Annotated in this window: 13 protein-coding genes; 6 read left to right on the top strand and 7 right to left on the bottom strand. The window is 43.1% G+C overall.

The genetic code is table 11. From position 1 onward, the window contains the following. Positions 1 to 222: 222 nt before the first annotated feature. From P2A85_RS17060 to P2A85_RS17030, 7 genes are all read right to left on the bottom strand, one after another. Positions 223 to 3,123, bottom strand: coding sequence for a CHAT domain-containing protein (locus P2A85_RS17060; protein ID WP_377474071.1), 2,901 nt, complete (start codon positions 3,121 to 3,123; stop codon positions 223 to 225). 25 nt (positions 3,124 to 3,148) lie between these two features. After that, positions 3,149 to 3,307, bottom strand: coding sequence for a hypothetical protein (locus P2A85_RS17055; RefSeq protein WP_377474069.1), 159 nt, complete (start codon positions 3,305 to 3,307; stop codon positions 3,149 to 3,151). A gap of 39 nt (positions 3,308 to 3,346) precedes the next feature. After that, entirely contained in the window at positions 3,347 to 4,366 is a 1,020-nt protein-coding gene (locus P2A85_RS17050; protein ID WP_377474067.1) for an NYN domain-containing protein, read from the bottom strand. Positions 4,367 to 4,608: 242 nt separating this feature from the next. Further along, positions 4,609 to 5,142: a hypothetical protein gene (locus P2A85_RS17045; RefSeq protein ID WP_377474065.1), complete on the bottom strand. Its 534-nt coding sequence runs from the start codon at positions 5,140 to 5,142 to the stop codon at positions 4,609 to 4,611. Positions 5,143 to 5,251: 109 nt separating this feature from the next. Next, the gene (locus P2A85_RS17040; RefSeq protein ID WP_377474063.1) at positions 5,252 to 5,428 is read right to left on the bottom strand and encodes a hypothetical protein; all 177 of its coding nucleotides are present in this window, start codon (positions 5,426 to 5,428) and stop codon (positions 5,252 to 5,254) included. 254 nt (positions 5,429 to 5,682) lie between these two features. Then, positions 5,683 to 7,401, bottom strand: a complete 1,719-nt coding sequence (locus P2A85_RS17035) for a protein kinase (protein ID WP_377474061.1) — start codon at positions 7,399 to 7,401, stop codon at positions 5,683 to 5,685. 374 nt (positions 7,402 to 7,775) lie between these two features. Beyond that, complete coding sequence (locus P2A85_RS17030; RefSeq protein WP_377474059.1) at positions 7,776 to 9,497, bottom strand: NB-ARC domain-containing protein; 1,722 nt, start codon at positions 9,495 to 9,497, stop codon at positions 7,776 to 7,778. Positions 9,498 to 9,933: 436 nt separating this feature from the next. On the opposite strand from P2A85_RS17030, the gene P2A85_RS17025 reads away from it, so the two are divergent. From P2A85_RS17025 to P2A85_RS17000, 6 genes are read left to right on the top strand one after another with little or no spacing between them, the layout of a single operon-like run. Continuing rightward, positions 9,934 to 10,269, top strand: a complete 336-nt coding sequence (locus P2A85_RS17025) for a hypothetical protein (protein WP_377474057.1) — start codon at positions 9,934 to 9,936, stop codon at positions 10,267 to 10,269. 34 nt (positions 10,270 to 10,303) lie between these two features. Beyond that, the gene (locus P2A85_RS17020) at positions 10,304 to 11,836 is read left to right on the top strand and encodes a type IV secretory system conjugative DNA transfer family protein (protein WP_377474055.1); all 1,533 of its coding nucleotides are present in this window, start codon (positions 10,304 to 10,306) and stop codon (positions 11,834 to 11,836) included. A 12-nt stretch (positions 11,837 to 11,848) separates the two neighbouring features. Further along, complete coding sequence (locus P2A85_RS17015; RefSeq protein ID WP_377474053.1) at positions 11,849 to 12,595, top strand: hypothetical protein; 747 nt, start codon at positions 11,849 to 11,851, stop codon at positions 12,593 to 12,595. 13 nt (positions 12,596 to 12,608) lie between these two features. Next, a complete protein-coding gene (locus P2A85_RS17010) occupies positions 12,609 to 13,217 on the top strand; it encodes a hypothetical protein (protein ID WP_377474051.1) in 609 nt (202 codons plus the stop codon). A gap of 13 nt (positions 13,218 to 13,230) precedes the next feature. Then, positions 13,231 to 14,073 carry a hypothetical protein gene (locus P2A85_RS17005; protein WP_377474049.1) on the top strand — a complete coding sequence of 281 codons (843 nt, stop codon included), beginning with the start codon at positions 13,231 to 13,233 and terminating at the stop codon, positions 14,071 to 14,073. Further along, complete coding sequence (locus P2A85_RS17000) at positions 14,074 to 15,015, top strand: hypothetical protein (RefSeq protein WP_377474046.1); 942 nt, start codon at positions 14,074 to 14,076, stop codon at positions 15,013 to 15,015. Positions 15,016 to 15,019 lie beyond the last annotated feature (4 nt).

The raw sequence follows: 15,019 nt of genomic DNA, 5'->3' as shown, positions 1-15,019 counted from the left end.
GGTTTCTTTAACCTTAAGCCGCGTCGCCCAAGTCGCCCCCAAATTCCTCATGTGTTTGCCCGTTTTGGATCTTTACACTGGCCAAGTAGAGATAAACTGTTAGAAATGGAGATATTTTGGGTAGTGACAGGGCGATCGGTTGGGTGGGGGCGGGTTTATTAAGATTATTCGTGGGTGACAAGTATCTTGGCGAACCCGCCCCTACAGGCCATATAATAGCTATTAACTCAAACCGGAACAAATGAAACCGGCCCAATAGTAAGGCGTGGCAAAGGGTAATTCTTGACGACAGAGATTTTTCAGACTTTCTTTCACCTTGAAAATACGAGACGAAATCGCATCCCACTGTTTATATTCTCCATCCCATCGCTGATACTCTGGCGTTCCTTCAAATAATCTTTTACGATTTTTATCAGCTTTTTTTCGCTTTTCTGCCGCTTGTTCAAATTGCTTTTGCAAGTTGGTTTCGAGTTCACCTTTGTAATCGCTTTCTAGGGTTTTCCCTGGTAAATTTCTCAGTTTGTTTTGCGCTTTTCTCAAGGCTTCAGGACGATTTAACCGTTGACGATACTGATAGTAAAAGATGGAAAATAAAGCTGTGGCTAAATCATCAACTGACCACAATGTACTGACAACACTCCGCGCCCCGGCACATAAAAAGCCCGTGGATAATGATAAAATATCATCACTAATACCCGCAATACCCAGGTTAGTTTCGCAACAGGAAAGGAAGACATCGGAGAGATTGGGAAGTCGAAAACCGGGACTCATTATTTGCCCTAAAGTAATATTGCCATCGGCAAGAATTAGGACTGATTCTAAGGGACTATCGAGGCGGGATGAGGCGTGATGGCTAGAGTGTAAGACTTGCACTTTTTTCGCGAGTTGGCGATAATTGTTTACCGTCGCTTTTTCTCGACCTTTTAAGCGTTGGTTGGCGGGAATGTTGTAGAATTTGGCGATTTTTTCGCATTCAAATTCGGCGTTGGGTAGCGTACTATCCGGGTTTTCCACTGTTCCGTAATTAATTTGAGAAAGGGGCGGACGTTGTTGGCAATATTGCAAGATTTGGCTACTGGGAACGTAGCGAAGGCGGAATTTATCGCCTAAGTAGCGGATCATTCCTGATGACTGATTTGCCGATGGCTGAGAATTGACTGGAGTGGGGACGGCTAAAGGTAAGGCGGCAAAGGGGATTTGATGCCAATATAAATGGGGGATGATAATCAGTTCCTCAATCCCATTTAGATAAGTTTCTACTAAGGTGTGGATTTGCATTTTTTCGGCTAATTGCTGCAAAAACTCGGAGATTTTGGCATACCAAATGCCGTCTCTTTTCTTGTTTAAATAGGGAGTTAACCACTCGTCAACGACTAACTCGCGTAAAGTTTGATAGCCAAAGCCGGTGCAGGTATGCAGTTGGGGCTTTTTGTCTTTGTAGATGATGAAAATGTGGGTATCGTTGTCAGTGGTGAAGAAATTGATAATGGCGGTTTTTGGTTTTTCGATGAGTTGCTGGATGGTGGGAAAATCTAGGGGAGTTACTTGAATTTCTCCGGCTAAAACGGGGTCTAATCGGCGCATTTGTTCCCAGATTTGTTGTTTTTGCGCTTCCAAATTTTCGATGGTGGCGGTAGCAGCTTCTAAAGCGTCGCGAGTCAGGGCAAAACTGCGTTTATCTGTTGGTTGTTGGCTAGAGTTGGTGTCACCTTGGAGGGGTTTACGTCCGGTATCAATTAGGGCTTGGATGTTGTCGTATTGTTGCAAATATTCCCGAACTTGGCTCGGAATTTCACCGTCTGTGTAGAGGTCGTTACTTGCCATTAAGTCTACCAGACGTTTGGAACTTGAACGGTCTACATATTCTATGGCTTTGTTCAGGTTGCCGCTATTGATGTAGGCTTGAATGATGTTTTGGTAAACATCAATTGAATCAGCGATAATCTGTTGACGACTGGCATCGGTGGTTGACCAACTGCGGCTTTTTTCGACAGCAAGAATGGCTGCTGCGTAGCCCTCAATGGCAATCTTCCACAAGCCTTTATTGAAGGCAAAATTGCCGAGGTTTCTGCCAGATTGCAGACAATCTAATGGTAGAGTGGTGGGAGTCCGAAATTCTAAGGCTAACCGGAAACAACGAATTGCCTCATTTAGATTCTTTGCTCGGTTGCCGGTGATTTTGTCAGAGTAGGCATTTGCCAGATTATTTTGAGTCTTTGCCCAATCTTGGGGAAAATCGGCACGGGTTCTGACTTCTAAAGCCAGTTGATAACAACGAATTGCCTCATCTAGATTCTCGGCTTTGTTGCCGGTGATTTTGTCAGAGTAGGCATTTGCCAGATTATTTTGAGTCTTTGCCCAATCTTGGGGAAAATCGGCACGGGTTCTGACTTCTAAAGCCAGTTGATAACAACGAATTGCCTCATCTAGATTCTCGGCTTTGTTGCCGGTAATTTTGTCCGAGTAGGCAATTGCCAGATTATTTTGAGTCGTTGCCCAATCTTGGGGAAAATCGGCACGGGTTCTGACTTCTAAAGCCAGTTGATAACAACGAATTGCCTCATCTAGATTCTCGGCTTTGTTGCCGGTGATTTTGTCAGAGTAGGCAATTGCCAGATTATTTTGAGTCGTTGCCCAATCTTGGGGAAAATCGGCACGGGTTGTGACTTCTAAAGCCAGTTGAAAACAACGAATTGCCTCATCTAGATTCTCGGCTTTGTTGCCGGTGATTTTGTCAGAGTAGGCACTTGCCAGATTATTTTGAGTCCCTGCCCAATTTTGGGGAAAATCGGCACGGGTGAAGATGGTTAAAGCTAATTCGTAACCAATAATTGCGATGTCTAGGTTACTAGCCCTGTTACCTAAAGGGAATTGCTGAATTAAATTGCTGAAATTGACAAAATATACTGCAATATTTCGAGTTTGTTCTGGTGCGGCTTGGGAGAGAATGTTGTTAGCCCAGTTTTGGTACTGTGCAACTAAGGTTCGATTGAGTTTGTCTTGGTTAGCCGCCAGGATGGGATAGATGATTTTTGCATCACCATTGCTGTCTGAGGTGGCTTGCCATACTTCATCCAAAAAGGTGATATATTCTTGATTGTCTTGCTGGTGTTGTTGGTTCATGTTTTTTTGGGTAGTTTTTGTGTGTCTATTGTGCAGAACTTACGCATTTTAACGGTGTAATATCAAATCCGGTGTGCATCGGAATGATTAAACCGCGAAGACGCGAAGAGCGCGAAGGAAGGACTGCATCTTCTTTTTTCTCTTCTTTCTCTTCCTTCGCGTCCTTAGCGCCTTCGCGGTTCATTTAATCTTACGACCTAAAGGAGGGAATGAGGGGGGAGAATTATTGGGTTTTACAAACTTTGTCTTGAATCTCCTCTAAATTAACATAAGAATCTGCCACATCAATCAACGCATCGCTCGTCATTGACCTTAAACTCACGACTTCTACTCTTGCACTTTGAGCGCTTACTTGATGCAGCGCGCAAGCTAAGTCTCCATCGCCACTCACTAAAACAACTGTGTCATATTGCCCTGCTAAGCTAACAATATCCATTGCCATTTCTACATCCAAATTCGCTTTTTTTGATCCATCGGGCCGCTGCAACACCGGTTTAGAAACCACGCGGAACCCGTGATGCCGCAACCATAAGAAAAAGCCTCGCTGTTTCTCATCCGTCGCCTCTGCTCCCGTATAGTAAACAGCCCGAAACAAGGTATCCTTTCCGACTAACAGCGCCAGCAATTTTGTATAATCTATTCTAATCCCCAATTCCTGAATTGCGTAGAACAAATTAGCGCCATCAATAAAGATAGCCACTCGCCCCCGACCTTTTTTAGTGGGTGCGGATGTTGATTTTTGTAGGGCTGCTAACTGCTGTTGCACTTGCTTTAATTCTAGATCGCGATCGCCCAATTCTTCCAGGCGATCGTCCAAATCACTCGCCCACTGTTGCAATTGCGTAATTTGCTGCTGCAACTGTGCTTTTTCTAAGGTCAAAATTCGTTCTTGAATCGAACCGATCGCGATCGCATCCAGCCGATTTTCCCTTGTGCTAACCGCCACTATTTCTACTGTCGTAGTCGCCAAACGCTGCTGCAAAACTTCCTCAAAACGGCGGCGGTTAATTAAACTCAACCCGCAGCACAAAGATAGGGGAATTGCAACCATTGTCTGTTGAGAAACCGCCGCGATCGCCGCTGTTGCCAAAGTTCCCCAAAACGCCGTCTGTTCCGCGATTTTGAGTTGCTGCGAGCCGATCGCCCGCAACAGTTGTTTACCCCAAAATTCATTTTCCGATTGTTGCAGCCCCTCAGACGGGGCGGTAACAGGTGGGCGGCGAAGTGCGATCGAATTAGCCATTTTTCAGAATCCTCAGTAGTTGATAGTTGACAGTTGGTAGGGGCGATGCCCCCGCGATCGCCCTCATAGTTGAAAGTTGACAGTTGTCCTTAGTCAAAAGAGATCCCCCCCAGCCCCCCTTAAAAAGGGGGGAGCAAGAGTCTTAAACTCCGCCTTTTCAAGGGGTTGAGACTTCTTCAAAGTCCCCCTTCTTAAGGGGGATTTAGGGGGATCGAATTTAATGGGAAATCCCAGAAAAACCCCTAACTATCGAGTTGCCGGCGATGGGCGATCGCCTCTCCCAGTAAATTCAAAAACTCATCGGGTATCCCATCTAACAACTGTGCGGCTAAGCTTTTGGGCCCCGGATCGACTCCCGTGGCTAACACCGCCTTTAATCTAGGTATGGCGATCGAGTCTACCAACTCAATCAAACCACTCAAACACCGATTAAACAAACGTTCTGTTAACTGAGAATCCTCGATCGGCAACTCAATAGAAGCGCGAACTTCGCCATCTGTAGGGTCATATTCAAACCGCAGCATCTTGACTTCCCAACTAATAGCTAGCATAGTTTGAAACAGGACACCCTTATGAAGGCAATCTTTCACTGCCAGCAATTGTGGCGCAACAAATTGCAGAAATTCGCCATTTTCGCTAAGCTGGATGCAGATGCCAAAATCATCGACATTTTCAGCTTTGACACCAGTAATAATCCGACATTTATCAGCATCGAAATTGTATTTCCAGCCGCGTTGTTCCAGACAGTGGGCAATAAAAGCAAGGGTGGTAGCCATGAGTTTCGGGTTCCTAATTTATAGTAGATTTTCGGGTGGATAGCAGCGCCTTTTTCCGCTGCTATTTGTATATCGCTCCAGCAATCAAGAATTATGCGATCGATTGCTGTTATTTGCCTGGTGGAGTTTTGGGACATTCGCATTGGGCTGTGGTGGGGATGAGAAGTCGATCGCCCGGTGCGGCCAAAGCAGCGCTCGTTTTCGGCTCTAAGTAGATACTGCCGATCGAATTGGCAACTAACAGCGAAATCAAGGCTGTTTCTAAGACGGTAAATGACCTTTGCATAATTGACTCCTACTTCAACAGGGGTAAACAAGCTTGAGGTTTTGCTTCCCTCTGTTTATTTATCGGGAGTGTTTGGAGTTTTTTATGCAAAGATGAGCCTCGCGCCCTGATTTTTCCGTCTATAATCCATAGTCCTGGACGCAAAAAACCCGGTTTCTTCCAAAAATCGTCGGTTTTTTCGACAAATATTCAGGCAGAAACCGGGTTTTTGGTCTCCTGTGCGTCCAGGACCGATCCATACAAATCTTTGTCTCTCAAGGTTTTTGGGTAATTGTCACCCCATCATTTCCCTGAACTTCCAAGCGCTTTTTCGTTTCAATCAGCCAATTTTCCACTTCGGGTTGATATTTTTCCTTGGGAGCATATCTCAGACAGTTGCGCCAAGCCCTTAATGCGCCGCTGTTATCTTGTTTAGCTTCTCGCACCCGCCCCAACAGACAGTACGCAGCAGCCCGATCGCCCAAAAGTGCGATCGCGGCATTTAGTTGTATTTCCGCTTGTTCATAATCCCCCAATTCCAACAAAGCCCAGCCCATATTCTTGTGCAAAACCGACTTTAGATCCACTTCTTTAACAAGTTGCAATCCTGTTTGCAATCGGGGAATAGCAGCCGAATATTGTTTCTCCAAAATATCCAACCTTGCCAAATTATTCAGAGATTTTTCAGGCAAATCTTTGAGAGATTTTTTATAGCTATTTCGCGCTGAATCAAAGTCCCTATTTATTTCAAAAATCAAGCCTTGAATATAATGAGCTTCCCCCAAGTTAGGTTCTAAAAAAAGTGCTAAATTTAGATAAAACTGAGCATCTCCTAACCTATCGGCTGTATAATTATCATGAGCGCAATTATTCAAAGCAACAGCCCACTGAGGGGCAAATAATTTAAAACCGATAATTCCCAAAAATAGCGATACACCTAGCCCTAGGGAAGCCAGACGATAATTAATCCGAGTCGATCTAATATAACGCTTAAAAAAATTAAGTTTACTTCCACCTTGACCAAAGAAATTAGCAACAGTTAAATGACAGCACTCAATTTCAGCTAAACGCTGCAAAACCGTGCTGGGATTTTGAGGGCGACGGTGAGATTCAACGGCCATCATCTCATCAATTAAATCGGCAAACTTTACTGAAATTTGTGGTACTAAGTCTCGCCATATTAACTTTCCTGTTGCTGTTGTCACTAAATTATCTGGGCGATCGCCAGTTAGCAAATGTACAAAAGTCCGCCCCAAAGCAAACAAGTCAGATTTGGGAATTGCAGCGCCATTTTCTTGTTCTGGAGCTGTATAACCTGATGAGAAAATCAGCGTCGTATCTCTATTTTCATATTTATCGATATAGGTATCAGAAGTTATTTTGCTGGCAGTACCAAAGTCAATCAATACTAGACTACCGTCAGGACGGCACATAATATTACTCGGTTTAATGTCTCGGTGAAAAAAACCTTTTCTGTGAACTGATTCTAAAATTTTAGCGCTTTGTCTCAGCCAATCGATCCCTCGTTCTTCAGAAATTGTCCCGTTTTGTTTCAGCCATTGTTCGAGATTTTTGCCTTCTATTTGCTCCATTGCTAAGCAGTGGAGATTATTACCATTACTGGTTTCAAAAGTAAAGTAGGCTCCCGGAAAAACTTGAGGTACTGCCAGAGATTTCAGATACCGTAATATCATTTCTTCTTCCTGAAACAAGCGAATTACATTGGGATCGCTATTGTGGGTTAGCACTTTCAAAATTTTGGGAATATAGCAACCATACTCGCCATCTTCCAAGTCTTGTAATTCAAAAATTTCGGTGCGATCGCTTCGGTGTTGTAGCTTTCTCACCGCTCGATAGCGATTGTTGATTAACAATGAGGTGTTGCAAGCAAGACAATTATCGAATCCATCAGGGTTTGGACGATGTTTGCACCTAGGATTGATGCAGTAGTTAACACTCTCTTCTCCCAACATTGGTTCATCAAAACAGTTCATTTTTGCCTCATCATCAATTTGCTTAAAACAACTAAACCAAGACTTATACCATTTCTCTAAAATCCTGCAACAATCTTTGACCCCCCCTAACCCCCCCTTACAAAGGGGAGGGAGAAGACTACTGTTGCATTTTTTTTTAAAATTGGTATTAGACACTGCCTAAATCTTAGGTAATGGGTAATTGGTAATTGGTCATTAATTTACAAGCCATTTTTAGCAGTTTGTAGTTTGCCACCATTACCCATTACCCACCTAACTGAGAAAGGCTATATTATACCAATTTCATAAAGTTCTTACAGATGTAGTTCAAAGCCCCCCCTTAGTAAGGGGGGGTTGGGGGGGTAGATATGTAGCACTACTTTATGAAATTGGTATTACACAGGTAAGTTTTCCTCTTGTTTGCGATCGCCCCCCGCTGCGAGATTTTTTTCCTCTGGCTGCATCACTGCTAGCAAATTTTGGAAATTCTCTTCAGTGTATCCTCTTTCTAGCCAATCCTGATTTTGGAGCACAGAATAAACTTTATTTAACTGCTCGTAAGCTTTGCTATTAGTTTTAAACAACTTGGTCAAATGCTCCTTGAGAGTAATAGCAATGGAGTCTTCTACCCTAGCAGCTTTGGTATTTGGATTTAGCTGGGTATTTTTAAACACCAGATGACTTTTGAGTATTTCAATTTTATTTCCATCTGGTTTTTGAGTTTTGAGCATCCCCAAAATTTCCCTGCAAGCCTTAGTTGTCAATTGCTCTGTGACGTACTGCATTAAGACTTGGTGCAGCACAAACTCAGTTTGACCTTTGCCCGCGTTTTTATCAATCAACTCCCGGCGCAGCAGGGAAGATAGGGATTCTAAAATTTCCGATTTAGATACCGGGAATAACAGATATTCCGCTAACTGTTCTAAGGAAACGGGGGAACCTTGGATCGCCAACCAATACAGAATTGCTTTTTCTAAATCTTCCAATCGTTCAAACTGGTCGTTTAATAAAGCCTTGATTCCTCCAAATACAAAAGTTTGGCGTTTGAGAAAGTCGGCAACTTTACCGTTAAACAATTCCCGAATGGCGGGAGCTACAAGTTTTAACTCCAAGGGATTTCCTTGATATATCTTAATGAGTTCTGTCCATTTGTTCTCATCAGATAAGCCTTGAGCTTTAAAAAGTTCTCGTGCTTCTATCTCGTTCAAACCTCCCAATTTTAAAGCTCGCACCGGCGCACGATCGCCCACGAGCAGATCGATCGCCTCCGGTACTTCCCGCGTGACGACGACTAAGCAGCTTTGATGCTGTTGTTCTGCAATTCTTTGGATTAATTCCCCATACTTCTCATAGCCTTCTCGATAATGTCCGGCTAACTTAGTCGGTTCTAAGATTGTTTCCCAACCATCAAACACGATCAGACATCGGAACTCTCGCAACTTTTCTATGAGTTGGGAGATTCTTTGATCTACATCAAGGGGTAAGTTAATTTGGGGCGATCGCTCAAAATCTGGCATCAAGTTCGTTAACAAATGAGCGATCGTTGGTGCTTGACGGAGCGATCGCCAAATCACGAACTGAAATTTTCCCTGAATTTGTTGGGCTAACTTTACCGAGAGACTTGTCTTCCCAATCCCACCGACTCCACTCAAAACTACCAACCGACATTGTTCTGCGAGAATCCACGTCGCCAGGGAGTTGAACTCTTTAGTGCGGCCGCAAAAAACGGGAATATCTGGAGCTTCACCCCAATCAACCAGGGTGCTCTGAGGAATTCCCCCAGACATCGAGCCAGAGTCAGACAGCCGTTGTGCTGGAGGTGACATCATGTGGGCTGGTAGTTTGACGAAGGGCGATCGTAAATGTCGCCCCAAAGCGGCACGGAAATTGGTTTTGCTGACTTCTTCTCGAAAAATTTCCGAAAGCAATTTCCAGAACTTGGGCCCGACATCTCGCATCAGGTAATTCATCTTATATTGAGAATTTTCCGCCATTTGCTCGTAGGTCATCCCCAGACACGCCCCGCGCAGAATCGTTACTTCCGGGTCGCTGAGGTGTCTTTCGGTTTCCGCAAAAACCACTATATCCATAAGTTTGAGGGTTTCTTCAAAATCCATTGCTTTGTTAGAGGTTGTGTTTTAGTGTCCTGACTGACTTCACCATAACCCTAAGTTAACAAAGCTTTTTAGCGAACTGACTTATGTCATGCCATTACATACGCAAGTATGTTATGCTTACGTATGTACTGGCTACAAATTTCAGTACGGTTGTGGAGTCAGTCAGGGGCAGAGGTGTCAACAATCGCCTAAAACCATCAGACAGCTCCCAAAAAGACAGTCCAGAACAGGCACGATGCGTGTTCCACAGAAATGATGGGAGAGGTCTATTGATATTGTTTTTACCATAGTCTAGATTCCCCTCCCATTCCCTGGGGATATTCCCGCTACCACAAGTTAGAGAAACAGGCAGCATTTAATTTGCGTGCTTCAAGGCCGATCGCCCTCAAGTCCGATCGCACTCTCAAATTCTAGTTTGACAAAAGGAATGATAAGCATGGAAAAATTCCCACAAAAACCCAAAGTATCAACTCCCGAAGAGAGTTTTGATATTAAAAGAAACGGTGAAATAGAGAAGAAAAATGGAGAAATTGGCAAAAGAGAAAGTAAACCAAAAACTCAACAAACTGCAACTCAGGGACAGCAAACAGCCAGCAGCCCAAACCTCGCCGAACTCAAGCAAAAGTTAGCCGATCTGAAAGCGCAACCCCCTACTCAACAACAGCAAACACAGCTAAGTCCAAATCAACAAAACCTTGCAGCCCCAAAACAAAGCGTTCCTCAAAAATCCCAGTCCACTCCAACTGCTAAGCCACCATCTGCCTCTCTCTAGCTCGATCGCACTACCTCGATCCAGGAACACAAACATGGAGCAAATTCTCATTTGGCTGTTTAAATGCACAATCGAACTTTACGTCAAATTTTTATGCTATTTAGCTAAAAAAGTGTGGAGTTTAGGTGCTCGTAGTAAAAACCTTCTAATTCTCGGCCCAGGAGAGTCTCTAAAACCAGGGGTAAGATATCGAGAGTTATTTGATTATTCCCAAACAGCCAATAGCAAAGAAGTCATAAACTTAGCGCATGGCGATGGTAAAAATGGCGATTTTTGGCTAGGAAAATATGTCACTTTTAGTAATAGCAAAGCTAGATTGACAACCGATGTTTGGATTCCCAGTGATTTTTTGCACCAGCACGTTTTGGTTGTCGGCCCGCCGGGAGCAGGGAAAACTGAACTGTTGCTGAAATCCGCTGAAAATTTGATGCAAAAAGGCAATTTGGTTTGCGTTGATGCAGCGGGATTTTTGGGAGATCGCCTTGCCAGCTTCGCTCGTAGTGCGGGGTCAAAGTTAGTTTGCTGGGATTTGAGTGCTACCAAAAATCAAGTTGTTTGGAATTTTTTGGAGGAATTGGAAAAATTTGGGACTGAAAAGGAAATTAGGGCGATCGCAGAAGCTCTCTATGGCAATATTGACGACACAGACCCCAATGCCTCTTTCTGGAAGCGGGACATTATGTGGTTGACTGCAATTCTCGGAATTGTTGTGGAAGCGCGGCGGCAAAATTTAGTCAAACTTGACCCTAGCGATTTACCAGCTCTTGTTATGGACAGAGATGCCGTCGAAGGTTTATTAAATAATTTGCCTCAAGCAAATGCACAGTGGGGTTGCGATCTTTATTCATACTTGAGTCTCCCGGACGATCGCTTTGGATTAGATATTAGTTTCCTGCAAAATAAGCTCAGCCCTTTCAAAGATCCAGGTGTCAGAAAAATTTGCGACGGCGCAAGTGGCATTTTTTTACTACAAGCCTTAAACGGTACTTCCAGACACACATTAGTAGTTGGTCAATCCCTCGCCGATGGCAAATTTGGCTCGTCTTTGGCGGCAGTAATGATTAGCTATGTGATGAATGTGATGTATCGCCGGATGAAAAAACCCCTGCATAGTTGGATGCCGACTTATATTATCTGCGATGAAGCTCCTCGGTTAAAAAATATTGACTATGAAGAGTTAACAGCAATTGGCCGCAATGCCAAAGCAGGTGTGTTTTTGATGTGCCAATCCATAGACCAATTTCCTGAAAAAACTCTGCCGGCACTCAACAACTGTCGGACGCAAATCTTTTTGCAGGGAGTGAGTCACCAAACAGCGGATTGGCTGAGTAAACCTTTAGGAGAATATCAAAGGCAGGTGACGACTATGACTGTATCTGGAGGGGCGTTTGGCCCCAGTCCTGGTGAAACAACAAATGTCGGCTACGAACGAGTTCCTGTTTTGGGGATTCGGGAGATTAGCAATCGGCCTTTACCTGCATTACCGAGTGGGTTGAGTGCGATCGTCCGGGTGAATGCTTCGCAAACGCCGACAACTAAACCTTTTTTAACAGATTATTCAGCTTAGGAGGTGATAGCGATGGGGGTGATTTATATTGGCGATCGGGAAACAGGTAAAACTTCTTTGGTGTTGGAGCTAGTTAATCCTAAAAATAACTACGTAAAAGTTATTAATGATGATTATGAAACTCTTAAAAAGAATCTCTATGACGAAAATTTAGGAAGAACAAAGGCAACAGATGCAAGCCAAGCAATTTACCAAAGACAAATGCAAATCCAGGTTCAATTAGTAACATCAAAGCAAATTATTTTAGATTGGCTGGATACCCCAGGGGAGATATGGCGAAATAGTTGGCAATCAGCAAATCCAAAGGAATGGAATATTTTTTTAGAAACAATTCTCCAAAGTGAAGGCATTTTACTGATTGTTCCACCCTATCGAGAAATCCTCAAGCCAGATGTCAATCCCGAAGATTTTATTACTCAGGAGCAATGGTGCAATCGATTTAATCGATGGGTGGATTTTTTTCGTTACCAATGTCCGAGAGTACGGCATTTAGTAATTTGTTTAAACAAAGCTGATCTTTTTTGTGACATTCACAAAGAAGCATCACAACTAGAATATATTCCTCATCGTTCCAGGATGAACTGGCAGCAACGGAATACCTATGTGTTTCAACGGTACTTTAGGCCGATTCAATCTCAAATTGACCAAATTAATAGCAGTGTATCCGGGCTATCGATTCGTTGCTTCATTACTAGCATTCACAATCGATCTTTATTGGAATTGCCTTGGATTTATCTAGGAAGCTTTTTATCAACATAAAGGAGCAAAAATCATGGGAAATATTTGTGTAATTGGACCTAGAGATTCAGGAAAGACTACTTACTTAGCAGCTTTAGCTTATCAACTAACACCAAAGCAAATTATTTTAGATTGGCTGGATACGCCAGGGGAGATATGGTGCAATAGTTGGCAATCAGCAAATCCAGATAAATGGAAGATTTTTCTAGAAACAATTCTCCAAAGTGAAGGCATTGTACTGATTGTTCCACCTTATCGAGAAATCCTCAAGCCAGATGTCAATCCCGAAGATTTTATTACTCAGGAGCAATGGTGCAATCGATTTAATCGATGGGTAGATTTCTTTTGTTACCAATGTCCGAGAGTACGGCATTTAGTAGTTTGTTTGAACAAAGCTGATCTTTTTTGTGACATTCACAAAGAAGCATCACAACTAGAATATATTCCTCATCGTTCCAGGATGAACTGGCAGCAACGGAATACCTATGTGTTTCAACGGTACTTTAGGCCGATTCAATCTCAAATTGACCAAATTAATAGCAGTGTATCCGGGCGATCGATTCGTTGCTTCATTACTAGCATTCACAATCGATCTTTATTGGAATTGCCTTGGATTTATCTAGGAAGCTTTTTATCAACATAAAGGAGCAAAAATCATGGGAAATATTTGTGTAATTGGGCCGAGAAATTCAGGAAAAACGACTTACTTAGCAGCTTTAGCTTACAAAATGCGATCGAGTAAAAACTCCAAAAAATTCAATATTCAACCTCTGGGCGATGATTCTAAGGACATAGCAGAAAAAGCCGAAAATATTATTTGTCAAGGAGCTTCTTTTGAACCGAATAAAATAGGTGGCATGACAAAAGGAGTTGATGATTTACCACAGTATTCTTTTAATGTTGAAATTCACAACTCTTGGTTTACAAAGCCAGATTCATTTCAGCTCAACGTGAGAGATTATCCAGGGGAGATATTTGAAAAAATAGCCGATCCCAATCAGTCCGATCCAATTTGCGAAGAGTTTATTGAGGAGTGTTTAAGGAAGGATGTAATAGGTTGCTTAATTCTCCTAACAGCATGGGATCAAGCAGCAGACGCTTTGTACAACAAAGTGATGAACAGATTTATAGACTTGATGGACTCTCACGATCGCACCAAAGACTTCCGGCTGGCGGTGGCCATGAGCAAGTCTGAAAGGGGAGAACTTTGGCCGGGAAGGTTAGATCCAGAAACAGATTTATTTAGATTGCATCTCCCTAACACAACCGATACTTTACGAAAAAGCATAATTCTCTCCCAAAATCTTGTGCGGTTTTATGCCATTTCTACCTTTGGAGTATTGGACAGAAATGACCCCAGACCGAATCGGATTGATGAACGGGGCAAATATGGCAAAGCTTCGGTTTTGAGACACACAAAAAGTTGGAAACCTTATAACTTGATCGAGCCTCTTCATTGGCTGAGTCAAACTACTAAATCAAACGGAAAGGTGAAGTAAATGTTCGATTGGTATAAAAATAAAACAAAAAGTTCAAACCCTTCGGAAATCCTAGATCAAAATAGCGTCGTTCGGATTATTGGCGATCGGGGTTCGGGTAAAACTGCCTATATCGCATCCCTAGCCTATTGGCCCAATGCCGATCCTTCCAGTGCTGTTCAGACTGTGACATCAGTCAACTCCCTAACAGAGGAACTGGTTGCTGAAGCTCAAAATATCTTAGAGCAAGGTCTGCAAATGGGAGGTAGTGATTTGAATGACAGTATTGGAGATGTCAAAGATTACTCTTTAAGTATCGTTCTCAAAGGGCAATTTAGCTTTTTACAGAATGTCAATACAGCAATAAAAAATGTTCAGGCTGTGATGAAACCACAATTAGTCAAATTAAACATTAGCTGTAAAGATTACGCCGGAGAGTTTTTTGCTGACTTGGTTCACAAAGTAGGCGACTCGAAGTTACAAGACTACCTAGAAGATTGCTTGCTGGCCAATGGGATTATGTTTCTGGCAGATGGCACGGCACACCGCAAAGATTCTGAATATGCTAACGGTCTCGATAAGTTTTTAATAGCTCTGGATCGCACTGATATTAGCAGAATCCAACGACGCATTGCCTTTGTAATTACCAAGTGCGAACAGGCGGAATTGTGGGTGAACCGCCACAATCCCAGAGAATTAGCCCAACTTCGTTTTCCTAAAACTTTTGGGAAATTACAAGCATGGCAACAAACGGGAGGCGGTCAAGTGGATTACTTTACTACTTCTGCTTTCGGTGTGTTGGGGAGTAAGTATCCAGAACCAAATTCAGTCAAAATTAAGCGCGATCGCGATGGCACAAGTTCTTGTATTAAAGACCCAAAACGCTGGAGGCCTTTTGGTTTAGTAGCTCCCATTTACTGGCTTTGTACCGGTGAACGACACAAAGAATTAGATAAGGACTAAAAAA

Origin of the sequence: Microcoleus anatoxicus, from assembly GCF_042465725.1 — a bacterium.
Taxonomy (GTDB): domain Bacteria; phylum Cyanobacteriota; class Cyanobacteriia; order Cyanobacteriales; family Microcoleaceae; genus Microcoleus; species Microcoleus anatoxicus.
The sequence above is the reverse complement of the archived record's forward strand: the minus strand, read 5'-3'. Positions and strand labels throughout refer to the sequence as shown.